The organism is Marinobacterium aestuariivivens (assembly GCF_042661465.1).
Lineage (GTDB): Bacteria > Pseudomonadota > Gammaproteobacteria > Pseudomonadales > Balneatricaceae > Marinobacterium_A > Marinobacterium_A aestuariivivens.
The window spans coordinates 257721-281558 of sequence record NZ_JBHSWE010000002.1; the positions used below are offsets into that span (position 1 = coordinate 257721).

Annotated in this window: 27 protein-coding genes; 4 read left to right on the forward strand and 23 right to left on the reverse strand. The window is 62.2% G+C overall.

The features are described 5' to 3' along the window. Positions 1 to 94: 94 nt before the first annotated feature. From ACFQDL_RS31995 to ACFQDL_RS32010, 4 genes are read right to left on the reverse strand one after another with little or no spacing between them, the layout of a single operon-like run. Positions 95 to 1144, reverse strand: coding sequence for an ABC transporter substrate-binding protein (locus ACFQDL_RS31995; RefSeq protein ID WP_379913965.1), 1050 nt, complete (start codon positions 1142 to 1144; stop codon positions 95 to 97). After that, a complete protein-coding gene (locus ACFQDL_RS32000; RefSeq protein ID WP_379913967.1) occupies positions 1141 to 1770 on the reverse strand; it encodes a sensor histidine kinase in 630 nt (209 codons plus the stop codon). Before ACFQDL_RS32000 ends, ACFQDL_RS31995 begins: the two co-directional genes overlap by 4 nt. Continuing rightward, positions 1767 to 2564, reverse strand: coding sequence for a sensor histidine kinase (locus ACFQDL_RS32005; RefSeq protein WP_379913969.1), 798 nt, complete (start codon positions 2562 to 2564; stop codon positions 1767 to 1769). Before ACFQDL_RS32005 ends, ACFQDL_RS32000 begins: the two co-directional genes overlap by 4 nt. Continuing rightward, positions 2557 to 3228, reverse strand: coding sequence for a response regulator transcription factor (locus ACFQDL_RS32010; protein ID WP_379913971.1), 672 nt, complete (start codon positions 3226 to 3228; stop codon positions 2557 to 2559). The genes ACFQDL_RS32005 and ACFQDL_RS32010 overlap by 8 nt, the downstream gene beginning before the upstream one ends. A 594-nt stretch (positions 3229 to 3822) precedes the next feature. Here ACFQDL_RS32010 and ACFQDL_RS32015 point away from each other — a divergent pair. The 4 genes from ACFQDL_RS32015 to ACFQDL_RS32030 all read left to right on the forward strand — a co-directional run bounded on the left by ACFQDL_RS32015 (position 3823) and on the right by ACFQDL_RS32030 (position 6521). After that, on the forward strand, positions 3823 to 4431 hold the full coding sequence (locus ACFQDL_RS32015; protein ID WP_379913973.1) for a haloacid dehalogenase type II: 609 nt from the start codon (positions 3823 to 3825) through the stop codon (positions 4429 to 4431). Between the two features lie 514 nt (positions 4432 to 4945). After that, positions 4946 to 5929 (forward strand): DUF427 domain-containing protein, encoded by a 984-nt coding sequence (locus tag ACFQDL_RS32020; RefSeq protein WP_379913975.1) that lies wholly within the window; start codon positions 4946 to 4948, stop codon positions 5927 to 5929. A gap of 32 nt (positions 5930 to 5961) precedes the next feature. Beyond that, positions 5962 to 6096: a hypothetical protein gene (locus ACFQDL_RS32025; protein WP_379913977.1), complete on the forward strand. Its 135-nt coding sequence runs from the start codon at positions 5962 to 5964 to the stop codon at positions 6094 to 6096. A gap of 17 nt (positions 6097 to 6113) precedes the next feature. Beyond that, positions 6114 to 6521, forward strand: a complete 408-nt coding sequence (locus tag ACFQDL_RS32030; RefSeq protein WP_379913979.1) for an adenylate/guanylate cyclase domain-containing protein — start codon at positions 6114 to 6116, stop codon at positions 6519 to 6521. Between the two features lie 29 nt (positions 6522 to 6550). On the opposite strand, the gene ACFQDL_RS32035 is transcribed toward ACFQDL_RS32030, so the two are convergent. From ACFQDL_RS32035 to ACFQDL_RS32125, 19 genes are all read right to left on the reverse strand, one after another. Continuing rightward, positions 6551 to 6790 (reverse strand): hypothetical protein, encoded by a 240-nt coding sequence (locus ACFQDL_RS32035; RefSeq protein WP_379913981.1) that lies wholly within the window; start codon positions 6788 to 6790, stop codon positions 6551 to 6553. A gap of 17 nt (positions 6791 to 6807) precedes the next feature. Next, positions 6808 to 7245, reverse strand: coding sequence for a sigma-70 family RNA polymerase sigma factor (locus tag ACFQDL_RS32040; RefSeq protein WP_379913983.1), 438 nt, complete (start codon positions 7243 to 7245; stop codon positions 6808 to 6810). A 17-nt stretch (positions 7246 to 7262) separates the two neighbouring features. Continuing rightward, positions 7263 to 7664, reverse strand: a complete 402-nt coding sequence (locus ACFQDL_RS32045; RefSeq protein WP_379913985.1) for a c-type cytochrome — start codon at positions 7662 to 7664, stop codon at positions 7263 to 7265. Positions 7665 to 7673: 9 nt separating this feature from the next. Continuing rightward, positions 7674 to 8261 carry a ferritin-like domain-containing protein gene (locus tag ACFQDL_RS32050; RefSeq protein ID WP_379913987.1) on the reverse strand — a complete coding sequence of 196 codons (588 nt, stop codon included), beginning with the start codon at positions 8259 to 8261 and terminating at the stop codon, positions 7674 to 7676. 38 nt (positions 8262 to 8299) lie between these two features. Continuing rightward, positions 8300 to 8578: a hypothetical protein gene (locus ACFQDL_RS32055; RefSeq protein ID WP_379913989.1), complete on the reverse strand. Its 279-nt coding sequence runs from the start codon at positions 8576 to 8578 to the stop codon at positions 8300 to 8302. A gap of 104 nt (positions 8579 to 8682) precedes the next feature. Continuing rightward, entirely contained in the window at positions 8683 to 9144 is a 462-nt protein-coding gene (locus ACFQDL_RS33155) for a TraI domain-containing protein (RefSeq protein WP_465264030.1), read from the reverse strand. 575 nt (positions 9145 to 9719) lie between these two features. Next, positions 9720 to 11318 carry a sulfatase family protein gene (locus tag ACFQDL_RS32065; protein ID WP_379913991.1) on the reverse strand — a complete coding sequence of 533 codons (1599 nt, stop codon included), beginning with the start codon at positions 11316 to 11318 and terminating at the stop codon, positions 9720 to 9722. Continuing rightward, complete coding sequence (locus tag ACFQDL_RS32070) at positions 11318 to 13216, reverse strand: TRAP transporter permease (RefSeq protein ID WP_379913993.1); 1899 nt, start codon at positions 13214 to 13216, stop codon at positions 11318 to 11320. Before ACFQDL_RS32070 ends, ACFQDL_RS32065 begins: the two co-directional genes overlap by 1 nt. Positions 13217 to 13296: 80 nt before the next feature. Further along, on the reverse strand, positions 13297 to 14262 hold the full coding sequence (locus ACFQDL_RS32075) for a TAXI family TRAP transporter solute-binding subunit (RefSeq protein ID WP_379913995.1): 966 nt from the start codon (positions 14260 to 14262) through the stop codon (positions 13297 to 13299). A gap of 135 nt (positions 14263 to 14397) precedes the next feature. After that, entirely contained in the window at positions 14398 to 15321 is a 924-nt protein-coding gene (gene pcaQ / locus ACFQDL_RS32080) for a pca operon transcription factor PcaQ (protein WP_379913997.1), read from the reverse strand. A gap of 623 nt (positions 15322 to 15944) precedes the next feature. After that, the gene (locus ACFQDL_RS32085) at positions 15945 to 16664 is read right to left on the reverse strand and encodes an ABC transporter ATP-binding protein (RefSeq protein WP_379913999.1); all 720 of its coding nucleotides are present in this window, start codon (positions 16662 to 16664) and stop codon (positions 15945 to 15947) included. 2 nt (positions 16665 to 16666) lie between these two features. After that, positions 16667 to 17086 carry an ABC transporter permease gene (locus tag ACFQDL_RS32090; RefSeq protein WP_379914001.1) on the reverse strand — a complete coding sequence of 140 codons (420 nt, stop codon included), beginning with the start codon at positions 17084 to 17086 and terminating at the stop codon, positions 16667 to 16669. Beyond that, on the reverse strand, positions 17083 to 17799 hold the full coding sequence (locus ACFQDL_RS32095; RefSeq protein ID WP_379914003.1) for an ABC transporter permease: 717 nt from the start codon (positions 17797 to 17799) through the stop codon (positions 17083 to 17085). Before ACFQDL_RS32095 ends, ACFQDL_RS32090 begins: the two co-directional genes overlap by 4 nt. After that, entirely contained in the window at positions 17796 to 18959 is a 1164-nt protein-coding gene (locus ACFQDL_RS32100) for an efflux RND transporter periplasmic adaptor subunit (RefSeq protein ID WP_379914005.1), read from the reverse strand. The genes ACFQDL_RS32095 and ACFQDL_RS32100 overlap by 4 nt, the downstream gene beginning before the upstream one ends. After that, positions 18956 to 19582, reverse strand: coding sequence for a TetR/AcrR family transcriptional regulator (locus ACFQDL_RS32105; protein ID WP_379914007.1), 627 nt, complete (start codon positions 19580 to 19582; stop codon positions 18956 to 18958). Before ACFQDL_RS32105 ends, ACFQDL_RS32100 begins: the two co-directional genes overlap by 4 nt. Positions 19583 to 19737: 155 nt before the next feature. After that, positions 19738 to 22065, reverse strand: a complete 2328-nt coding sequence (gene ptsP / locus ACFQDL_RS32110; RefSeq protein WP_379914009.1) for a phosphoenolpyruvate--protein phosphotransferase — start codon at positions 22063 to 22065, stop codon at positions 19738 to 19740. Between the two features lie 370 nt (positions 22066 to 22435). Continuing rightward, positions 22436 to 23290 (reverse strand): cytochrome P450, encoded by an 855-nt coding sequence (locus ACFQDL_RS32115; RefSeq protein ID WP_379914011.1) that lies wholly within the window; start codon positions 23288 to 23290, stop codon positions 22436 to 22438. Beyond that, positions 23263 to 23586 carry a hypothetical protein gene (locus ACFQDL_RS32120; RefSeq protein ID WP_379914013.1) on the reverse strand — a complete coding sequence of 108 codons (324 nt, stop codon included), beginning with the start codon at positions 23584 to 23586 and terminating at the stop codon, positions 23263 to 23265. The genes ACFQDL_RS32115 and ACFQDL_RS32120 overlap by 28 nt, the downstream gene beginning before the upstream one ends. A 36-nt stretch (positions 23587 to 23622) precedes the next feature. Next, positions 23623 to 23829, reverse strand: coding sequence for a hypothetical protein (locus tag ACFQDL_RS32125; protein WP_379914015.1), 207 nt, complete (start codon positions 23827 to 23829; stop codon positions 23623 to 23625). Positions 23830 to 23838: the final 9 nt, after the last annotated feature.

The following is a 23838-nucleotide window of genomic DNA, read 5'->3' on the forward strand; positions in this document are numbered from 1 at the left end:
TGGCTTTTATGGTTGTATTTGACTCGGGGGCCAGTATAGGGCGCCAACCTTTCATGAACCTGTCATGGGTCTGCGATATCGGAGGGGGCGGGGTTTACTTTGCCAGATGGGGCATGGCGCTGCGCCACTCGTCGAACAGCAGCTGCCGTTTGGCGGCATCGGTTTGCAGCAACAGTTCGAGGCCCAGGGGGATCGGCTTCAACAGGCTGTGGGCCGATTGCAGAATAGTGTCCTCGCCGTCGAGGCCGGTGCCGATGGGGATCAGGCTGGAGCGCTCGGCAAGGGCCTGCTGCCCCGCCTCGGACAGCAGGAAATCGAGAAACGCCTGGGCGGCGGCAGGGTTGCGGGTCGATTTGGGAATGAAGGCCGTGCGGACGACGACGGTGGTGTAATCCATTGGCAGTACCGGCACGATCCAGGGATGCCGTTGCGACCATGCCCGGGTATAGGAGCCCAGCGCATTGTAGGCGATGAAAATCTCGCCTTTGGTCAGTGCTCTCAGCATCGACGCGGTGTTCGGGTAGAGCCTCGAATGGTGAATGCCGAAGGCTTCGAGCAGTCGTTCGTAGGTGCGCGACAGCTGGCTGTCGTACGACCAGGCCAGATACCCGAGCCCGGTGGATTCGATATCCGACAGGCCGATCTTCTCGTCCAGCAGATGATCTTTCCTGCGGATGAGCTCCAGCAGCTGATCCCGGCTCTGCGGCAGAGGATCGCCCGCCAGCAGATCCGTATTGATGGCGATGACGATGGGGTCGAGCGCATAACCGAACAGCTCGTCCCGCCACTTGGCCCTTTTCGATAGGCGATCGGTTTGCGCCGAGCGGTAGCGCAGCGCGTAGCCATCGTTGACGAGTTTGAGCTGCAGGTGCATCGCCGGGCTCAGCATCAGATCCGGGCGGTCATCGGGCTGCTCGAGAAAATGGCGATACAGCGCCAGGCTGTTGAACTCCCGGTAGCGGACGGCAATCCGGGGGCGGTGATGCCCGAACGCCTCAAGCAACGGCCGGATCGCGCTTTCGTCGACGGCGCCATGAATGATGATGTCGGACCGGTTTTCGGGGTCATCATCGGCCAAAAGGACTGCAGGCCCGACAACGGCAATGGCCAGACTCAGAACCAGACCGGCTGGCAGCCACCTCATGACCGCTTTCCTCTGTCGCACGGAAATACAACCTCCACGATCAGACCCCGGGGTTCGTTGTCCTTCAACCTGAAGATGGCATGATGGTGTTCTGCGACCTCTTTCGCAATCGCCAGTCCCATCCCCGTGCCGGGGTGAACATTGTCGGAGCTTCGGTAAAAGCGCTCGAAGATATGCTTCTTCTCTTCGTCGCTGACGCCGACACCCTGGTCGCGGACCTGCAGGACGATTTCAGCCGCCGGCTTGCTGCGCTCGACGTCGAGCGATACCTCCACGACCGAGTGCGGGCGGCTGTACTTGACGGCATTTTCGATGATGTTCCGGATCATCTGTTTGAGGGCGAAGTCGTCGCCTTTGGTCTCGAACTCGGCCTTGCCCAGGTACTCGATTTCCACACCCTTTTGCAGAGCCGGTACCACGACCTCACGGCATACCTCCTTCGTCAGGCGGTCCAGCGATACGGTTTTCGGCGGCTGGCTCTGGAAACGGTGCGTCAGCGTCGCCTGGCTCAGGATATGGTTGACCGTTTCCGTCAGCAGACGACTGCTCGCCACTATGTGCCCGAGCTGTTGCCGTCTCAGGGCTTCGTCGTTCTCCTCGAGTGCGTTTTGCGCCTGGGAGCTCAAGCCGGCCAGGGGGTACGGATCTGATGCGCCGCTTCGGCGCTGAACCGTTTCAGGCGCTCAAGGGTATCGCTCTGCCGGGCCATCGACTGGTTGATGGTGGCGACCAACGGGGTGATCTCTTTCGGCACGGGAAGGGTCAGGGGCTTCAGGTCCAGCGGCGAGCGCTCGTCGAGCGCCTGCTTCAGCCACTGCAGCGGCCGCAGGACCCGCCAGATGCCGAATATCATCAGCAGCAGCGTGACGGCGAAAAACAACATCAGGAACTGAAGCACGAACCAGTTCGTCTCCCTCGCCAGCTCATTGCGGGCCAGCAGGGTCTGGCCCACGACGATATAAACATCGACAGACCGCTCGGCGTCGATCAGCTGCTTTTTCATGCCCAGGAAACGAACCGCTTCGCCGCCATAGCGTTCGTCATAGAAAAAGGGCATGAACTGGCCCTCCTGGTCCCGCGTCTGGTCCAGTTCGCCGAACGGGATTGCCGGTAAATCCGCATAGCCCGTCAATACATCCTGGCTCGGCCCCAGGATCGCATAGAAGGCCCGGTCGAGTGGTGCCATTGCGAGGGTTTCGAAGGCGGATCGCGGCAGGTCGATGACGACCTCGCCGTCGAGGATATTGATGTTTTCCGCGATCTGCAGCGCCGATCCCAGCAACAGCCGGTCGTAGGAGAGACGGGCGGCGCGGTTGGCGTAAAGATTGGCCGTCCAGACCACGATACCGTTGATGACGATCAGCACCAAGAGCGTCATCAGCAGCAACTGGCGGCGGATGGAGGAGCTGGCCTTAGCCATTTTCCTTGTCCAGCAGATAGCCGAGGCCCCTGATCGTTCGAATCTTCAGATCGCTGCCCTCCAGGGATTTGCGCAACCGGGCGACGTATATCTCGATCACGTTCGGGCTGGGGAACTCGTCGACACTGTAAAGGTGCTCCATCAGCGCCTCCTTGCTCAGCACCTGCCCGGTATGTCCCATGAAGACTTCGAGCAGCCGGTATTCCCGCTGCTTCAGGTCGATGGCCCGACCCTCGACGGTCAGGGTGCAGGCCTTCCTGTCGAGGCAGGCATTGCCGTACTCTATCAGGTCCTGCGCCTGCCCCTGGCTGCGCCGCAGCAGCGCCCGGCAGCGGGCCAACAACTCGCCGAAGTCGAACGGCTTGGTCATGTAGTCGTCGGCGCCGAGATCCAGCAGCGCTATCCGGTCTTCCACCTGGTCGCGTGCGGTCAGGATCATTACGGGTGTATTGATCTGCCGCTTGCGCAGACTGTCGAGAACTGTATCTCCGGTCGTGTCCGGCAGGTTCAGGTCGAGAATCATCAGGTCGTAGTCGTACATGCCGATGAATTGCTGTGCGGCCGCCCCCGTCTGGGCGAGGTCCACCCCATGACCGATGCGGCGAATACGCTGGGTAATGGCTTCGCCAAGCACCTTATCGTCTTCAACTACCAGTATGCGCATGTGGCGGGATCCAGATTCTCGTTATTGGCCGTCCAGAGCGGGTCAGCTCAATGGTATCACCATATTTGCTCGCTGCAGCTGCACTGGTCGAAGAGGTCCGCGTATTCAGCCCCTTCCTGGGATAGCCGAGTGCTTCGACGACGAACTCGGTTTCGAGTGTGTCGTTGCGGCCGCGAGATCGATGGCTGTTTCGTCCAAGCGGCCCGAGGGTTGACCGGGATTAATCGCAGCGACAAGAACAGCTTCAGCACTGGACCTCGGAAGTCGTCACTTGATTCCATACGGGAGAGAGGTTCAAAGGAAATGGACACCCGGCTACTGTTAACGGCCATCTGCGGTCACCTGGCCCATTGGTCAACTTGCCATTTATGGCGTTGACATCTGCCGCACCAAGTCATGCCGCTCCAACTGGTGACGGAGGTTGATGATCATTGGTGCACAGCCGTTCTTGCAGACCTTAGCCCTGATGAGCCTGACGCCTTGAAGGCGATGATCCACAGAGGCTAAGCCGTTCTGAGGACGGCGGCGTAGAGGCGACTTGTCGATTCGGTCGTAACTGAGTCCATCAAAGCCCTGCAAGAAATGCGTTAGTCTGTGTTCAAGGGGCCGGGAGTCCCGACAATCGAACAAGAGGGCATAACGATGTCGCAAGTGATTGGTTTTGATGTCTACGGAACCCTGGTAGACCCTGTAGATATGGGCAGGCATCTCGAGGCCCTGGCGGGGGACCGGGCCAAACAGTTCGGCCAGCTGTGGCACGAGAAGAAAGTCGAGTATGCGTTTCGTCGGGGGCTGATGGAACAGTACCAGGACTTCGGCGTCTGCACCCGCCAGGCGCTGCGCTATTGTTTGCAGCAGTTCGGGATCGAGCTCTCCGAGGAGGATCAGCAAAAATTGTTGGCGGAGTTCAACAACCTGGATGCGTTCGAGGATGCGGTCCCCGGGCTGAAGGCGTTGAAAGCGCAGGGGCACAGGCTGGCCGCCTTTTCCAACGGCCCCGAAGCGGCTGTGCGCACGTTGCTGGGCCGCAACGGCGTCCTCCCGCAGCTCGATGACGTGATCAGCGTCGATGATGTGCGTACCTTCAAACCCAGTCCCCGGGTCTACCGGTATCTGCTGGAGCGAACCGGCTCTGCGCCGTCGTACTGCTGGATGGTTTCCGGAAACCCTGGGATGTTATCGGGGCGAAGTGCGCGGGCTTGAAAGCTGTATGGGTTCAGCGGGAGCCGGCCAGGATCTTCGATCCCTGGGAGGTGGAACCCGATCTGATAGTTCGCGACCTGGTCGAGTTGAGTCAGCAAGTCCTCTGAGGCCTCATTAGCACCGCCGTTCTTGCGCTGAAGATTATAAGTACAGCGCCAAGCGACATGGATTACGGCTTCGAAAAATACCAGCGGGTGATCTGGCGATACCGCTGTCCCGGTTCCAGCGGGATCGACGGAAAGCCTGGGTATTGCATGGCATCCGACACTTTTGAGCTTCCAGCGCGATGTCGGCAAAGCCGCCATAGGCGAAGCCACTGTTCGTGAGTTTCGCGGGGACGCAAATATGAAACCGGCATCCGAGTACTCCCAGATCGTCTATCCCAAGCCGGATGGTACGCTCAGCTTCATGCGGGGCTTCGCAGGAACTTTATGAGGTAGCCGGAGAGGCTTGTGCATGAGGACAGCAACCGCCGTTCGACTAATCTTCAGGTACCGGCCCGGAGGATTGAACGATGACGACGGCAAGCAGCTACGGTGCCTACCAGATCTGTTTCGAACCCTGTGACGCACGCATCAGCGTCGAATTCAATGGTCGGCTCGTCGCCGACAGCAGCCGGGTGATGGTGCTGCGGGAAACCGGCCTGCCTGCGACCTACTATTTCCCGCGCGAAGATGTCCGTATGGACTGGCTGCGGCCGTCGGAGCACCATACTCACTGCCCGTTCAAGGGCAACGCCAGTTACTGGACCCTCGAGGTCGCCGGAAAGTGCGCCGAAAACGCTGTATGGAGCTATGAGGACCCTTATGACGAAGCGGCGCAGGTCAGGAACTACGTCGCCTTTTACTGGGGACGCATGGATGCCTGGTACCGGAATGGCCAGCGCCAGGCCGAACCGGCCGTTTCGGACCGTACGGCCAATCCCTACCTGGGCTGGCTGCTGCGCGATGCCTGGCAGGCGTACGAAGCGGGCCAGCTCGTCGAGTCCTTCGCCGGCCGGCTGGTCGACGGGAAGTTGCCGCTGCAGCGGTTCGGCCTGCTGATCAGGACACTGCATCCGCAGCTGTTCGCGGTCAGCTACCAGTGGCAGCGGGATCGGGCAGGCGTCCGCGAGATCCAGCAGTCCCACGATCTGCTGCTGCGGTCGGAGTATCTGGATAGCCCCTACGCCCCGATACTGCAGGGCGTGGGCGGCGTGAGGCGCCGGCTCGAGGGCGAGGATTGTCAGCTCGACTTTCCAGTGCTGCGGGAATTGCGCGACTCCGGTGCCACGGATTATGTGGCAATGCCGCTGCTGTTCTCCGACGGTCAGATCAATATCATTACCCTGGTGTCGGACCGTCGTGGCGGTTTCACCACCAGCGAACTCGGCCATATCCATGAGATCCTGCCGCTGCTGTCGAGGCTGTTCGAGGTTCAGGCGCTCAAGCGCACCGCCCAGGTGTTGCTGGAGACCTACCTCGGCGGCTACACCGGTCCGCGCGTGCTCGGGGGCTGATCAGGCGTGGCGACAGCGAAGACATCCATGCCGTGGTCTGGTTTTCCGATCTGCGGGACTCGACCTCGATCAGCGAATCGATGCCCCGGGTACGTTATCTGGAGCTGTTGAACGCCTTCTTCGACTGCATGGCCGGCGCGGTCATGGAGCAGGGGGCGAAGTACTGAAATTCGTCGGGGACGCGGTGGTTGCGATATTCCCGATCGAAGACCCGAACGAGCCTTGCCCCGCCGCCGCCGAGCGGGCGCTGACCGCGGTCAGTGATGCCCGAACCCGGATGGCGGCGCTCAATCGGCAGCGGCGGGCCATGGGCGACCCCGCGGTTGGCTACGGCATCGCGCTGCACCGGGGCGAATTCACCTACGGCAATATCGGCACCGCGCGACGCCTGGACTTCACCGTTATCGGCGCGGCGGCCAACGAGGCTTCGCGCCTGGAGGGGATGTGCCGGCAACTGGGGCAGCGCATCCTGCTGTCGCAGGCGTTCGCGGGTAGCTGCCGGCAGCCGCTGCGGTCGCTGGGGCGTCACAGGCTTCGCGGTGTGGAGGGCTCACAGGAGCTTTTCACCCTCGCGGACGCCGGGCCGGGATGAGGCGGGCCATCCGAACACGCCTTCGGGGCCTAACTGCCCGGCGTCCCGGGTTCGTCCTCAGCGAGGCGGTTCAGGACTCGGGATACCATTGCGTCGCAGCGCCGGCCGGCGAACTCGTGCAGATGCAGGCCGGCCCCCTCTATATGGACGTCGACCAGGGTCCGCAGCAGGCGTTTTCCCCTGAGGTATCGGGTCTTGACCAGCTGTTCGTCTATGCCGAGCATGCGGGCCGTATCCCGGGTATCCAACTGCTGGACAGCCCGCATCATGAACACTTCCCTGTAGATCAACGGCAGCTGATCGACGGCCCGTTCGAGCAGAGCGCGCAGTTGCAGCTGCGAAGCCTGGTCGAGGGGCTGCAAAAAACCTGGTAGTGGTTGGGCTGCTCGCCCATGTCGATATACTCCTGTGTCGCGACGGGCTGGGTCTTGCGCAGACGCGCCAGCGCTTCGTTCCTGGCGATACTGCAGAGCCAGGCACCGAGGCCGTCGGGCCCCTTGAATTGATCCAGCCGGCGAAAGCCCTTGATGTAGGCGTCCTGCATCGTGTCCAGCACGTCCTGTTCCTGGCGCAGAATGCTGCGTACCAGGCGGTAGATGCGCTGGTTGTAGCGGCGCATGATCCCTTCGAACGCGCCGCGCTCGCCATCGAGCACGCGCGCTACCAGTACCCAATCCGGGACGGGTGGTGCGATATTCGCGTCGGTCGGTGTCGTTCCGTTCATTTTGACTCCTGTCCGGCTCACTGATTCGGGCACAGGGTTGCCGAGGTCGAGGCCCATTCGAGATATCCGATCAGCAAGGTCCGTTGCGAAGGCTCGGCGATGCCGGCGTATCCCATGGTCGTGCCGGGAATCATCTCGAGCGGGCCAGCGAGAAAGCGGTCCAGCGTCTGGCGGCTCCAGACGATGTTCGCATCGCGCATGGCCAGCGAGTACCCGTACCCCTCGAGGCTGCCGGCGCGTCTACCGAACAGCCCGCAGTGCCGAGGGCCTGTGCGATCGTAAGCGAGGGCGTGGCAGCCCTGACAGCGCTGATACAGCTTGGCGCCCGCCTGCCGTTCGGACGGCGTCAGCCCGCCGGCCCAGAGCGGGCCGGCGAATATGACCAGAGGCAGCACGGCCTGCCGAAGCAAAAGCATCATGGCCGCCCCTCAGGAAAAGAAGGCGCCGGGCACCGGGTCCAGTCCGAGGCTATGTCGCAGCACCGCCCAGTGCATGGCCTCATCCGCCAGGATGCTGGCCGCGGCGCCCGCCAGGTCCGAATTCGCAAACAGCGGGATGGCCCCGGCATAGGCGCTCACGGCGCCGCGTTCGAGTCCGGCGGCGAAGGTCAGCACGTCTTGCTCGCTATCGAGCGTTTCGACCGGGAATCGGTACTGCGCCTGCGGTTCGGCCGCCTCGCCGCCGAGTGTGCGGATGGTCTGGCTCAGCAGTTCGGCATGTTCACGGTGGTGGCCCTGGAACTGCACCGCGACCGGCAGCATGGCCCGGGTCAGCAAGCCACTGTCGGCCCCGAGCTGGTAGGCGGCCACCGCCTCGAATTCGGCCCTGAGAGCGGTATTCAGGATGTTGAGGTCCTGCGTCCTGCTGCCATCACTATAGTCGCCGGTACCGGCGCGGGCCCGGCTCGGGCTGCACCCGGCCAACATGGCGACGGCTGCCGCCGACAAAGTCAGGCCGGCGCCCCGGACAAGAAGGCCGCGACGTTGCGTGTTGAGGTTGGTCTCGACTGTTTTCATGGTTCCTCTCCTGCTGGGTGTAACGCTTCGTTCAACCCCTAGATGCAGGCAGGCGGCAAAAGGTGACAAGCGCCAAGAAGATTTTCGACGGTGGCGAGATCGGCTTTGCTGTCGGCCCCTGACTGTTTCGCATGCTTGTGCGCGAAATAGTCATTTGCCAGCCGTCTGCGGTTGCGCTCTGATAAGCCGGAGTTCTTGGGCGTATCCAGCGCGATGCCGGCAAAGGCGCCATAGGCGAGGCCACTGTTCCTGCGTTTCGAGGGGACGCAAATATGCTGCCCGTCGTATAAGTGCAGTCCCGGCTCGGTCGTATACACCTGCATACGGATCCCCGTGCGGGGACCGTCCAGCGTAGCAGCCGGGTCGGATAGACCGGCCACAGGTGCCATTGTGGCCCGTGTTGTAGAGAGGATTAGACTTGCTACTGCGGAGCCGTTGTGTGCCGTCCGCTGCCGCTGAAGGCTACGCTATAAGGACACGACTTACCCTGTTTCTGATACTTCCATACGTGTCCGCAATACTCTGCTCGGTACCGATTTTCGTCTGGCTTCTGGGCGATGCTGGTCAGTAGGGGCCGACCAGAATGCCGGGTAGTCACTGAGCCAGTCGAGAATGTTCCGATCGAGTAGCTGGTGGTAGAGCAGGCCGGTGGTTGCATTGTGCAGGCGGTATATCCGGTCATCGCGCTAGCGGAATCGATAGGGTTGTTGCAGCAGACCGTGCCAGGGGGCCAGCGGGTAACGTCGGCATATTCGACGTGCAGGTCGACAGCGAGCTTGCCCATATCGTGTAGCAAGGCGGCGTAGGCGGTGGCGGCCTTCCAAGCTTTGGCCTGCGCCGCCTGATCCTCGGGCGTGGCGGTTTCCTGATAGGCGCGGATGATGTCCTACAGGTCTTCGGGGTCGAGCAGAGTCGAGAGTTCGGTTGAGCCGACCAAGTCGCAGATGCAGAACATTACTGTCAAGTGGAGTCGCTAGGCGTCGGATAGTGGGCCGGTTTGCAACTTGAGCTGCCCCCCGGAGCGGCCTGTTCGGCCGCCGCCGCATTGACCGCTCGACCACCGGCACCGAGGCGGCGTCGGGTCCACCTATCCGCAGCAGTGCCTGGCCAAGTACCGGCGGGCGGCTCTCGGTCATAGCGACTGTCGTCGAGCCGTCATCCGACAAGGCCAGAAAGTGGCCATCCAAATCGGCTGCTAGCCGTTCTACTTCTATGAGTTCTATCCGCAGCGCTTCGAGCCCAGCCTCATCGAGGCCGTACGCCTGTCGTAGCGTCTCATAGGAGACGACTTTCCTGTGTCGAAGCAGCCAACTGACCTCCGCCAGCATTCTGAAGAATTTCGTTCCGCCGTTCACAACGCATTCAACTTTGATTTTAGACGGCAATACCGGAGGCGGTTCGATGAAATCAGTGGCGCAATGACAGAACGAAAACAGGCACCGTACCCCTTCACCATGCTCACGCCAGGCTGGTCGGCAGAGGGGTTCGATCGACGTGCTCGATTTCGGCCCGTGCCAGGCGCTCGATCAGGCGGTGTTTCTCCTTCACTGCGGCTGGGTCGTTCCAACGGTTGACGAACTCGCCCGGATCCGCTTCCAGATCGTACAGTTCGCCCCACTCGACGCCATGGAACAGGCTGAGGCGCCAGCGGCCATCGAAGATCGAATGCACGCGCGGTGGGCCGGACAGCCCCGGGTGGGTACGCTGGTGATCGTACTGTATGAAGACGATATCACGTTCGTTGGTGTTGTCGTCGGCTATCACCGGCAGCATCGAGCGGCCCTGCATACCGGCGAAGGGGCTGATGCGGGCGCGGTCGAGGATGGTGGCCGGAATGTCGAGGGTCGAGCCCAGCGTCCTGAGACGCTGGCCGCGCGCGCTGCTGGCCGGGTCGCACCAGATGAAGGGCACCCGGGTGATGTCGCGGTACTGTTCGGCACCCTTGAGTAGTAGCCGGTGATCGCCGAGGTGGTCGCCGTGGTCCGAGGTGAACAGCAACACCGTGTTGTCACGCTCGCCGGAGGCGTCGAGCGCGGCTAGGACCCGGCCGACGGCGTCATCGATCAGGCTGATCATGCCGCAGGTCAGTGCCCGGGCTTCGAGCGCTTCGTCGAGACTGATGCCGATGCTGTTCATGCCGTGCAGCGCCGCGCGACCGTTCTGACGTGCCTCGTAGAGTGCCTGAACGTGGGGCGGGACCTCCCAGTCGTCACGTCGGAAGGCCTCCGGTACCGGCATTTCCTCGGGGCTGTACATATCCCAGTACTTGCCCGGCGGGTTGAACGGATGATGCGGATCCGGGAAGGACACCATCAGGAAGAAGGGGTCTTCACTGTCCTTCCGGTTCTGTAGCCAAGCCTCGGCCCGCTCCGCGATAAAGGTCGTGGAATAGAGCTCCTCCGGCAATGCAGTTCGCACCGCTTGGGGGCACTGGTAGTCGTGCGGCAACTGATTGTCCGCGCCGAGCAGGCGGGCGGCGTCAGGCTCGCGCTGCAGCAGCCAGCGCTTGAAATCGCCGCCGAGGGCGTCGCCGTGCCCGGTAACCAGGTCCACATGCTCGAAACCATAGAAGGGCGTCTGCACGCGGGCATCGGCGCGGGACCAGAAATCCGGCTCCTCATTGCGGTAGCAGGGTGCTTTCAGGTGGTCCCGCACCGCCTGGGACAGCGGTTCCGGAGGCTGGTGATAATCGGCAGGCGGCGCCTGTTGCTCGAGTACCGACGGGGTACCCATAAAGTTTTGCAGGTGACTCTTGCCGACCAGCGCCGTCGCGTAGCCGGCTTCGCGCAGCAGCTCGACGAAGGTGACGTTGTCGGTCGGCAGCGGCGTGCCGTTGGCACGAACGCCGTGCACCGACGGCATGCGACCGGTCATCAGGCTGGCACGGTTCGGCATGCACACAGGGCTGGCGACGTGGAACTCCTCGAACAGGGTACCGGCCGCCGCCAGGCTGTCGATATGCGGCGTACGCAACACCGGATGGCCGTAGCAGCCCAGGTAGTCGGCGCGGTGCTGGTCGGTCATGAAGAGGATGAAGTTGGTGCGTTTCTCGGTCATCACAGCGCTACCTGTTTTTTATTCAGTACTAAGTGTTCGGCGGCCAGTACAGCGGCACCCAGCGCCAGCGTGAACAGCGCGCTGGTGAGCGCAATCGACTCGGGATAGGCGGCCTTGGGCAGCAGCAGCAGGGCGCCGAGCAGCAGATAGGCGAGACGGCGTGTCAGGCCAAGCGGCTTGCCGAGGTAACCGACGATGCACGCCGTGACCAGCCAGACGCCGATGGTGGCCCGCACCACGGCAAGGGCGATATCGGCGGCACTGCCGTTGAATATCAGCGCCGGGTTGACGACGAAGACGAACGGGATCACGTAGGCGGACCAGGCCAGCCGGGTCGCCTCGAAACCGGTGCGCATCGCCGGCGTCTGGGCCAGGCTCGCGGCGGCGAAGGAGGCGATGGCCACCGGTGGCGTAATCAGCGACATCATGCCGAAGTAGAGCACGAACAGGTGCGCGGCCATCTTGTCGATGCCCAGTTCGACCAGCGGCGCCGCGACCAGCGTCGATAGCAGCGCGTATACGCCGACGGTTGGCATGCCCATGCCCAGCACGATGCAGATCATGGCGGCCAGCAACAGCAGCAGGATCAGGTTGCCGTCGCCGATATCGATGATGGCCTCGGTGATCTTGAACAGAATGCCGGAGGTATTGAGGGCGCCGATGACGATGCCGGCACCGGCGGCAATCAGGATGATGCCGACGGCGGCAGCGCCGGTATCGCGGATGGCCTCGAACCAGGTTTTCAACCCGGGGCGCTTGCCTTTGACGCCGAACACATAGAGCGCGACGATCAGCGCGCCGGTCGAGACCAGGGCGGCGTATTCCGGACGCCAGGCAAAGACGAACAGGCCGGCAATCAGGACCACGAACGGCATGATGAAGAGCCAACCGTAGCGCAGTTCCTCGCGGCCGTTGGGACGCTCCTCCGGGGGCAGGCCGCGGATACCGTCGCGGCCGGCGATCAGGTCAATCTGCAGGAACAGCGCCAGGTAGTACAGGAAGGCCGGGACCAGGGCCGCGATCACCACCGCCGAGTATTCGACCTGGACGGTCACGGCCATCAGGAAGGCCGCCGCACCCATAACCGGCGGCACCAGCTGGCCACCGGTGGAGGCCACGGCTTCGAGCCCGGCGGCCGTCTCGCCCTTGTAGCCGGCCTTGCGCATCATCGGGATAGTAATCATGCCGGTGGAGATGACGTTCGCCACCGCCGAACCGGAGATCGAACCGAACAGCCCCGAAGCGGTGACGGCGATCTTGGCCGAACCGCCGCGAGCGCCGCCGAACAGCGCGGCAGAGATATTGGAGAAGAACTGGCCGCCGCCGGTCGCCAACAGCACCGACCCCATCAACACGAAGGTAATGACGACGCTGCCGACGGTCGCCAGCGGCGCACCGAGAATGTTGCCGTCCAGATAGGCCATCTTGTAGAGGAAGGAGTCCAGCCGGAAGGAGCGTCCGGCCAGCGCTTCCGGCAGTTCGGCGGAGAACACCGCCAGCGCGATGGACACGGCAATGATGATGGCCAGCGACAGGCCGGCGGCGCGCCTCACGCCTTCGATCAGCGCACCGATGACGATCACCGACAACACCTGGCCGGAGAGGTGGAAGTCGTAGAGATTGGCCTGGTCGAGCAGGGTCTCGAAATCAAAGGCGATATAGAGCGCGGCCAGGCAGCCCAGGGCCGCCAGGGGCAGGTCGACTAGGAGTGACAACCGTGGCTGGCTGCGTATCAGCGGTTGGCTGATGAAGACCATCAGCGTGGCCAGGGCGATCAGCACATATAGATACTGGCCCTTGTAGAGGTTGAATCCAAATAGGCGCTGGACGTTGAACGCCCAGAGGATGGCGAGCACGACGAGTATCAACCCGAGTGCGTTGATAGTGATCTTTTTCATAGGGATGACTCCGACGCGGGCGGATCGGGGAGGCCGTCTTCAGACGAAGACCGGACTCCCGGAGAACGGCGAGGACCGCCTTATTGCCAGACGCCCTGTTCCTGGTAGTAGCGGATGGCGCCGGGATGGTAGGGCACCGGCAGGCTGCTCTGGCCCATGGTCTTGGGGTCGAGCGCTTCGAAATCGCTGGCGGAGGCTGCCAGCTTGTCCTTGTTCTCGGCTAACGCCTTGACGACCTGGTAGACGGTGTCCTCATCGACCGAGCTGTCGGTCAGGACGACGAAGGGCGCTTCGATCACCCGGGTGGGGGCCGCGACGCCCGGCACGGAACCGGCCGCAACCTCGGCGACAACGGCGCCCGGCGAGCGCTCGGCCAGTGTCGCGCGGGCCGCATCCGAATCCGGCACTGACAGGATGCGAATGCCGACCACGGCGTCGGCCTTCTGCACCACGCCCGACTTGGTGCTGAAAATGGTCGCGTCCAGGCCATCCTCGATCAGTTCGTCGATCGCCTGAACCCCGTTTTGCACCGGGACCTCGGTGAGGTCTTCATAGCTCATCCCGGCCATCGCCAACGCCGAGGTCATGAAGCCCGCCAGGTTGGCCTGCGATTTGAACGCCGAGGCGACCCGCTTGCCACGTAGGTCGTCGAACGACTGGATGGGGGCGTCCTTCTTGACGTACACGCCCAGATGCAGCGGATAGACCACCGCCGCGACCCGCAGCGATTCGAACTTGCGTCCCTTGAAGGGACCGTCGCCTTTCATGGCGGTCGCGGCGGCGACGATATTGGCGAAGGCGAAATCGAACTCGCCGGCGCTCATGGCTGGAATGATCGCGGTGGGGCCGCCCTGGGGGACGACGGTGAAAGAGGTATCCAGGGCGTCACCGACGACGTCGGCGATGGCGGAACCAGAGGCGTAGGCCTGGGAGCCTTGAGGGTTGGTGCCGATACTGAGGGTACGGGCCTGGGCGGCGAACGGCGAGAGCAGCAGGGCCGAGGCCAGCAGAGTGGTCATCGTCAGTCGAGCGAAATGCATTTTCATTGACTCCTCCAGATTATTGTTTTTACAGAACCTGACCGGAACAAATGTTCTCGTATCTTGATGAAGATCATTGTTTCATGGAGTTTAATGCATGCTAAAGCGAAACTTTGGGTGTTTATATGACTTTTATTCCTGCTAGGTTGGGCGGGGAAGTGACTTGCTCGCCCGGCGTACCTCTTCCATGAGCTTTTCGCTGAGGCGTGTCAGTCCGGCTTCGGCGCGGGTGGAAATGCCGACGGCGCTTTCGGTCGCGGTCAGATCGACGGCCACTTCCTGCAGCAGGCCCGTATCGAGATCCGGCTTGAGGATGCCGGCCGGAGATATCCAGAGCGCATCCGTTTGCAGCGTGTAATGGCGGCCAAACTCCACCGACAGGGTCTCAATGATATTCGGCAGCTCGATCAGGCCGCGACTGAGAAAGAAGCGGTCGATCTCCGGGCGGATAACGGTGCCGGGTGGCGGTAGGATCAGCGGGTAGCGGGTGATTTCCTTCAGCGCCAGCGGTTGCGTCGACAGGATGGGGTGACCGACACGGGAAGCGAGTGCCAGGGATTCGTAGTAGAGGCGTTCGAAATGCAGTCCCATCATATCGGCAGGCTCCGCGAAGCGACCGACGACGAAGTCCACTTCGGCAGTTCGTAGCAGTGTCAGCAGATGCCGGTTGGTGCCGGTAAGAATCTTGACCGGCACATCGGGGTGCTTGTCTTTGAACACCGCCACCGCCGCCGGCAGTATTTCGCTGGCGGCATTCGGCAGGGCTCCGAGCAGCACCGCATGCCGCGCATCCTTGCGGCTCTGGGCGATCAGCTCCATACCCTGGCGCACAGCGGTAAGGCTGGCGCTGGCATAGCGGTGGAAGATCTCGCCGGCAGGGGTAAGCAGAATCCCCGCACGGTTGCGTTCGAGCAGCCGTTCACCGACCACCTGCTCGAGCTGGCCCAGGCTCTTGGAGGCGGCAGACTGGGTGATCGACAGCGCATTCGCCGCCTTGGCGACGCTGCCCTGCCGGACGATTTCTACAAACAGCAGCAACTGCCGCTGGGTGATTCGCTCGTACATCGATTCCTCTGCAATGTAGGCCTCTATTGAAAGCCTAGTGTACTGTTTCGATCTAATAGGTATTTATAGAGCTCGCCTCATGTCCGGCACGGCGCAGTTATTGGCAATAGTGGCGCTCTTGCCAAGATTGGCAATGCGGCCAATGGGGATCGTTTTTCGATCCGTGAGCGCTCCCCATGTCTCTGTCCGATATCTTCACTGATTTCACCCGTTACCTTCATTTCGATGAGTTCCGCCATTTGTCACGACATCCTGCGCATCCCAACGCCTTCACCCGCCAGCGTAAGCTGCCGCTGCCGTCCACTGATCGCCGTCATGCTTACCGGCCTGTGCAAGAGCGTACATCCAGCGCATGTGACAGATGGTGATAAGGCTCGGCCTTGAGATATTTGACTTGCCTGTGCACGGTCTTCGGCGGACATTTTCACGACCTCGTCAACTCGGTGATGGCGACACTATAGGCTGGGACCTTATCGGCATTGGTCACGGTCGGCTTCTCCCAATCCTTGAATCCGCTCAGTGCCTTGCCTGGAAACCGCTCGACGGCCTTATCGTCGCCGGGGGCCGTTTCTCCGGCTAGCCGGGGCCGCCTGGACAACACAGCCAAGTTGAGGCGGAGAGAGTTATGTGTTCTCGCCGGTGTTCCTGCTTTCCAGCCTTCCGTCCCGCAGGTGGAAGATGTGATCGAAGCGGTCGAAGATCTTCTCGTCATGGGTGACAGCGAGGATAGCGGCCTGTTGCTCTGTTGCGACCTTGCGCAACAAATCCATGACGATTCCCGCCCGTTGTGAATCGAGCGCCGCCGTGGGTTCGTCGGCGAGGATGATCCGCGGTTGGTTGGCGAGCGCGCGGGCAATCGCGACCCGCTGGGCCTCGCCGCCCGACAGCTTGGCGGGCATGGCGTTCTTGCGGTGTCCGACTTCCAGATAGTCCAGTAGCTCGACAGCGCGGCGTTTCCCTTCCGTTGTATCGTATCCTGCCAGGTTGAGCACAAGGGCGACGTTGTCGGTGCTGTTGAGGAAGGGCAGAAGGTTGTGGAACTGGAAGATGAAGCCGATCTTTTCCAGCCGCAGCTTGCGCAGATCGGAGCGCAGCCACCGCCCGTCATAGACAACTTCGTTGTCCAGCTTAACCCAGCCGCTACTCGGTTCCAGAATGCAGCCGATGACGTTCAGAAGCGTGGTCTTGCCCGATCCGCTGGGGCCGAGCAGCGCTACGACCTGACCCGGATAGACCTCCAGGTTCACATCGCCCAGGGCATCGACGCGGGTTTCGCCTTCGCCGAAATACTTCGAGACGTTGCGCACTTGAACAAGAGGGGCTTGCCGGTCGGAATCGTTCATGCTCAGCCTCCCAGCGCCGTTGCCGGATCGATCTTGAGGGCAAGTCTCACCCCGAGGCCGCTGGAGATGACGCAGACGAGGATCACCGCTGCTGCGAGCGCCAGCCCGTCTTCCGGCTGAAGGACGACCCGGCGCGGGAAATAGTTCTTGATCGTGGTTATCAGGAGCGCGCCAAAACCGAAACCGATCACGCCCATGGCAAGCGCCTGTTGCAGGATCAGGCCGATGATCGTGCGATCCGGCGCACCAATGAGCTTGAGGGTCGCGATCTCGCGAATTTTGTCCATGGTCATGGTGTAGAGGATCAGCGCGATGATCACGGCGGAAACCACCAACAGAATGGCCGTGAACAGGCCGATCTGCTTGCGCGCCCGCTCAACGACAGAGCGGGTCAGGATGGTTTCCTGCCCCGCTTGTGTCATGGCCGCGAGATGCTTCCACCGGCGCGCCGCGTCCGCCACGTTCTCGGGCGCGCTATTCGGCGAGACGCGGGCGACGACAGCATTGATCGTATCGGTAGTGCCGGGGCCATTGCCCCGCGCGATCTCCCGCCGCGCGGCGGGTGGCGCGAGCTCGAATTGCAGCGCCGGGAGTCCTTCAAGGTGAGGTAAACGACAGGATCGCCCCCGGAAGAAACCTGTCCGTCGGTCAGCCCGACGACGGTGAAGGTGTTTCGTCCCAGCTCCACGCGATCGCCCAGGGCCAGCCCCGTGCGCGTGTCGGCGACCATTTCATAGTGGCTCCGGCCAATGGTCCGGCCGGAAATGACCCGGTCAGGACCGCCCGGACGGCCCGGCTCGTAACCGACCACGTAGAGCCGCAGCTTTTCGCCGCCGTAGTGGGTCTCCACGGATTGATAGGTCACGCTGCCCGCCGAGCTCACGCCCTGGAGGCGGGCAATCGCTTCCCGCATATCGCCCGGAATCCGTGAGGATTCGGCGAACGGTCCCCGCGTGCCGGATTCCACCACCCAGACATCGACTGCGGGGGTGCGGACCAGCGTCAGGGCGTCCTCGACCAGCCCCCGGTAAATGCCGATCATCGACAGGACCACGCCCAGCAGCAGGCTGAGGCCGAAACAGGTCAGCAGGAAACGCCCGAGATTTTGCCTGATATCGCGATAGGCCAGGTTCATGACGCGCCATCCTCCGCAACCTTTGCCGCACGGCCTACCCGCAGCCCCGGCCGCAGCGCGCTCACAACCCGCGCCCCATTCGGCAGGCTCCCGACGATTTCAAGGCGGGAATCGAGCGTTCGTTGACCGAACGTGACCGCACGCCGGTGCAGCGCGCCGTTCTCGACGGTCCAGACCGTGCCGTGTGTCCCGTCGAATCCCTCGACCGCCGTTTCGGGCACCAGCAGCGCCTCATCGAGCACCGCTGTCGTGATGAAGACCTCTGCCTGTTCGCCAAGATGGAAACGTTCCGGGCACTGGTCGCAGGCGATATAGACCCGGCGTTCCTCGCTCACCCGGTCGCTTTCGATGTCGATGCGGGTCACATGGCCTCGGAACATCTGCCGGGGCAGAGAGCGCAGGCGGACTTCGGCGCGCTGGCCGAGTCGAATGCCGCCCGCGCGCGCCTCATCGACATAGGCGAGCGCCCAGACGGTTTCCGGGGCCACCAGCGTGAACAGCGGCTCGCCGGGGACGAGCACCGCGCCCAGTTCCTTGTGACGCGCCACGACAATGGCGTCATAGGGCGCGTTCAGGACGTGATGATCGAGAAGAACCTGCTCCAGTTCATACTGCGCCCTGGCGTCTTCGAGAGCGGCCCTGGCGATCTCGACATCGCTGATCGCCACGGCCAGCTCGGCGGCGGCGACATCTTCTTCCATCTGCGATTCCTCGGCGACCTCGACGGACACCGTTTGCCGTTGCAAAAGCGCCTGTTTGCGCTTGTTCGTTTGCTGCTTCTGCGCGAGGACCACACGGGCCTTGCCGATGGCAGCCTCCTCCATTTTCACTGCCGCTTCCGCGTTGAGGACCCCGGCCTTTGCCTTGGCGACACGCGCCTCCTGTTCGGCGCTGTGCAGGCGTGCGAGCACGTCGCCTTTTTTCACCAAGGCGCCATGATCCGCATTCATCTCGACAAGCGCCGCACCGACCTCGAAGCCGATCTTCGAGAGGATACGGGCCTCGACTGTACCGAGGCCGAAGACCTTTACCGGCACATTTTCGGCAAGCTGGGCAACCTCGACCGACAGGGGGCGCATGAATATGAACAGCAACACCACAACCCCGGCGGCGCCAAACCCCAGCAGTGCCAAGAGATACCGGACAGTCCGCTTTTTCATGACATCGCCCCCTCATGTCCGGCTCCACCGCCGGAGGCAAAACCACTCAATTGAAGCTCCAAAAGCCGTTTTCCTTCCGATGGTAATTCGAAGTTCCGGCCACTGACCGACCATCTCACGGCAAGGCCCTGAACCAGCCCAATGATGAGATATGCCGCATCGTCGGCATCGAGATCGCCATGCAGTTCGCCGCTTTCGCAGGCGCGCGTCACCTGATCGGCAATCAGCCGGTGGAAGCGGCTCATGAGGCCGAAAAAGGCCGTGCGTAACGCCTTGTTTTGGGTGTGCAACTCGCGTGAAAACAGGATTGCCGGGATCGCCGGTGTGGACTGAATCAGTCGCAATTGCACGACGATTAGTGCACGGATCTGGTCAGTCGGCGCGGCGTCCGGGCTCTGCGCCGTCGTCCAGCCCGCCTCCATCATCGCACCGACACGCGCCGCGACGGCCTCCCACAAATCCTGCTTCTTCGGGAAATGCCGGAATATGCCCGGCTGGGTCAGGCCCACGGCGCTGGCTACAGCCTCGGTCGTCAGCCGCTCAGGGCCGAGCTTGTCGGCAAGGCGCAGCGTGGCGTCGATGATTTCGGCCTTGCGGGCTTCGGCGGTTTTGCGGACACGCATCGGAATTCTCTAGTTAGTGATTAATAACAAACTAGATGCAGATACACCTGTTTGTCAACTGATGCGTGATCGATGCCCGCTTACTTTCCGGCCTTGAGGCGTGTCAGAGAGGCTGCCAGGAGCGGTATTCCAGTTCCATGTTCGGTTACAGGCCGTTACGTGGACGCCTTGTCGCCGGCAATGGTGGAGCCGGGTTGGCGGCGCAGACGTTCCAGACCGGCAACCTCGAGTGTTGTGTCCAGCAGCTGTCGAACAAATTCCGGCTTCTCCAGCTTCAGGGCTTCCGTGGCAAGCGATTTCAAGTGCTGGGAGTCGACACTGCGTACCGCCCATTTGACGCGCGGAAGGGCGGCCGCATTGACACTCAGACTGTCGATACCCAGCCCCACCAACAGCAAGGCGCAAGCCGGGTTACTGGCCATTTCCCCGCACACCGAGACCGGTTTTCCGGTGCGACCAGCGGCTTCCACCACCTGGCGCAGCGCACGAAGCACGGCGGGGTGGAGCGGGTCCAGTCGATTCGAGACCTGGGGGTTGCCGCGATCGATCGCCAGCAGATATTGGCTAAGGTCGTTGGTGCCAATGGAGAGGAAGTCCACCCGCCTTGCCAGCTCTTCCGCCTGGTATACGGCAGAAGGGACCTCTATCATGAGCCCGGTCGGAGGTCGGGAAGAGGCGATGCCCTCCTCCAGCAGTTGCCGGTGGGCGCGAGCGATCAAATCCAGTGCCTGTTCCAATTCGGTGACGCCATTGACCATGGGCAGGAGCAGCCGCAGATTCTCCAAGCCAACGTTCGCCCGCAGTGCTGCCCTGAGCTGAGTGAGAAAGATTTCGGGACGGTCCAGCATGAGACGGATGCCACGCCAGCCCAGCATCGGGTTCGATTCTGCGATGGGCAGGTAAGGCAGGGGTTTGTCGCCGCCCACGTCCAGGGTTCGCAGATTGACCGGCAGGGGCGCGACCGCCTCCAGCACCTGTCGATAGATCTTCACCTGCTCCTGCTCACTGGGAAATCGATCAAGAAGCATGAACGGCAGCTCGGTGCGAAACAAGCCGATGCCACCTGAACCTGAGGATGCGACCAAAGCCACCTCCTCGATGAGACCGACGTTGGTGTAAAGGGGCACGTTCACACCGTCTTGGGTCCGCGACGGAAGGTCCTGCAGTCGTTCCAGCTCTTGCTCGAGAGTTCGCTCCTCGCGATTGATACGCTCGATCTCTGCGCGCAGCCGCGGCGAAGGTCGCAAATAGACCCGTCCCTGGTTGCCGTCAGCGACCACCTCCTGACCGTCCAGATGTTCCAGCGGGACCTGTTCAATACCCACCACTGCGGGAATGCCGAGCGCACGGGCAAGAATAATGACATGGGACAGAGGTGAGCCTTCGGTGGAAATAATGCCTCGCACGCGCTCGCGCGGTACGAGTCCCAGGTCGATAGCGCCGAGCTGACGCCCAATCAGGATGGTATTTGCGGGATAGTCATGTTTGGTCAGCAACGTGCCCTGCAGATGCACCAGGATGCGGTTGCCCAGATCTCGAATGTCCGCACTTCGTTCACGCAGATAAGGATCGTCCATTTCACTGAAAGCCTGGCTGTATGCCTCAATGGTCTTACGTAGTGCACCCGGTGCCCAGTTTCCCCGGCGGATGTGCTGCACCGCGGTGTCCAAGATTTCCGGGCTATTCAGCATCAACGCATAGGCATCGAACAGCGCTCGGTCCGCTGGAGAGAGCGGCCCCGCCAGATCTTCACCCAGGCGGCTGAGCTCATCCTGGACATGCGCTATGGCTGCACGCAGGTTCCGCTCTTCCAGATCGGGATCTTGCGCCCGGCGGTGGGGTACCGTATAAAGGTCAGACGCCGGAAAGATCACCAGGCCAACCCCTGAGGCGATCCCGGGAGCGCCAGCTACGCCATCAAGCTGATTCAGCTCGATCTCATCCGGAGCACAGAAGCTGCAGAGCTCACCGCTCACCCGGGCATAGGCGATAGTGCCGCCCAACTGGGCAGCCAGAGTGGTCAGTAACGCGATATCGGCGTCGTTAAAGCGGCGCGCCACCCGCTGCCGCACAACCAGGACGCCCAGCACCCGGCTGCGGTGGGTGATCGGCGCGCCGAGAAAACCCTGATACCGTCCTGCGTCGGACTGCGCAACGAAGTCCTGATTCAAGGATGTGGGGACAGAGTCCAGATTGATGGGCTTGGCGCTTTCCGCTACCCTGCCGATGAGGCCTTTACCGAAGCCAAATTGAACCTTTCCGATCACGCTAGGCGCCAGGCCACTGGTGGCCACCATCACATGCCGTCGTTTCTCCTGCTCGGTGAAATAAACGCTGCAGACATCCGCTGACATCAGCTCACGCGTGCGCTCCACTAGGATGCGTAGCGCCGTCTCCATGTCCGGCGCCCCGTCCATCTGTTGAATCACCCGGCTGAGAGACGCCAGCTTGGAGCGATCGTTGCCTTTTGTCTGCTTTTTCATATCATCACTTAGAGCCGCTCCCCGCTGGAAGACCCTTGCTGTCACGAGACGACGGGGCTGGACAAGCCGTATCTCGGAAGGGCGACAAGTGAAGGTAGTATAGGGAACTGAAGACAACCCGTGACCTGATACTGCTGAATGGCCTGAAACTTGCCATTCGCCAGAACCGGCCGCTGAAGCACGCTCGTGAAGGCCGCCTTTTATGTGTCATCATCTATTTGTCCAACCGAAAGCTGATGCCGCAGAAGAACCGCTCGATCGTAGACGTTGTCGTCGAGCCGTTGCGCATCCAACGGCTGTCCGAACCGCTGTCGGCCGTCTGGAATATTGCGCCCGCTATTGTGAACCCGATAGAACCGGTTTCAGCGTCTCACTGGATACGCAGCGGTACCGCCGAATATCCACCGGTCGGGTAGTGAGCCCGGACCGACTGACGTCCCGGGATCGTTTCCAGGCGCCGACGTCGCAGGAGTTCGGTCATGACGGTGGTCAGTTCCAGCCGCGCCAGCGGCGCACCGGGGCAGACATGGATTCCTGCACCGTACAGCAGATTATCGGCGGGGTCGCGATCCAGCCGAAAGGTGTCAGGGTCTTCGAATACCGCTTCGTCCCGATTGGCCGAAGCCCAGAGTAACGTGAGCCGTTCGCCAGCGGCGAGCTTTCGACCACCGATTTCGACCGGTCGGGTGGTGACCCGGCGGTTCGCGATCAAAGGTGCGTCGATGCGCAGGATCTCGTCGATCGCGGCGGGCAGTAGTTCCGGCTGCTGGCGCAGTTGCTGCTGCAACGCCGGATGTGCCGCGAGGTAACGACAAAGGATGCCCACACTGGCCGCGATGGTCGCCAGTTCCCCGACAGTCCAGTTGCGTATGATACTGACGATTTCCTCATCGGTCAGCGGCCTGCCAGATACTTCCTCGCGCAGCAGGCGGGTGGTGGGGTCGTCGGGCGCGTCGCTGCCGGCTTCGCGCCGCACCGTGAGCAGCTGGCGGATATAGCTGTCGAACTCCAGCGCCACCGCCGCTGTCGCCGCACGATCGCCTGCCAAGGTGGCCTCCTGGTTCCGGGCTGTCCAGCGGCGTAGCGGCTCATGGTATTCGGACGGCCAGCCCATAAAGGCGCACTGGATCCGCAGGGCAAAATCGTGGGCGAAACCGGACATGATGTCGGCTTCGCCGGTGGAGGGGAGGTTTTCGATCAGGTCGACGGCGATCTGCCGGCACACTGGCGTGAACGCCTCGATCCGTTCAGCGCTGAAATAGGGTTCGATAATACGCCGGTAATGCCCGTGCTCGGGGGATCCAGGCCGTTGGGTATCGACAGGTGACTGGAAACCGCATTGCTGAATGTCTGGTCGTCGGCGAGCACCCGCATCAGGTCCCGGTGACGAAACAGCGTCCAGTTCAGGAACTCGCTGTGTGCCATCGGGCAGCGCCGGCGCATCTCATCGTAGGCCTCGATTTGATCATCGAGCACGGTCGGGGACCTTGGATCCCAGTCTGCTGTACGCCTGTCGTTCATGATGCCTCCATCGCGGTAGTATCGGGCTGTAGCCTCTCAGGTTTTCGGCGTTGTGTTCTCCCGTTCGCGGATCAGCCGGTCAAGATCGAGCCGGCGCATCTCGCCGACCGCTGCTTCCCAGCGTCCCTCGTGGCACAGGCCGCTGATACCGGCATTCTCGTATCCCTCCAGGGCAGCACGGATGCAGGCATCGCGAACCACGGCGACCAACCGGTAATCCCGTTCATCCGACATGTCAGTCATTGATATATC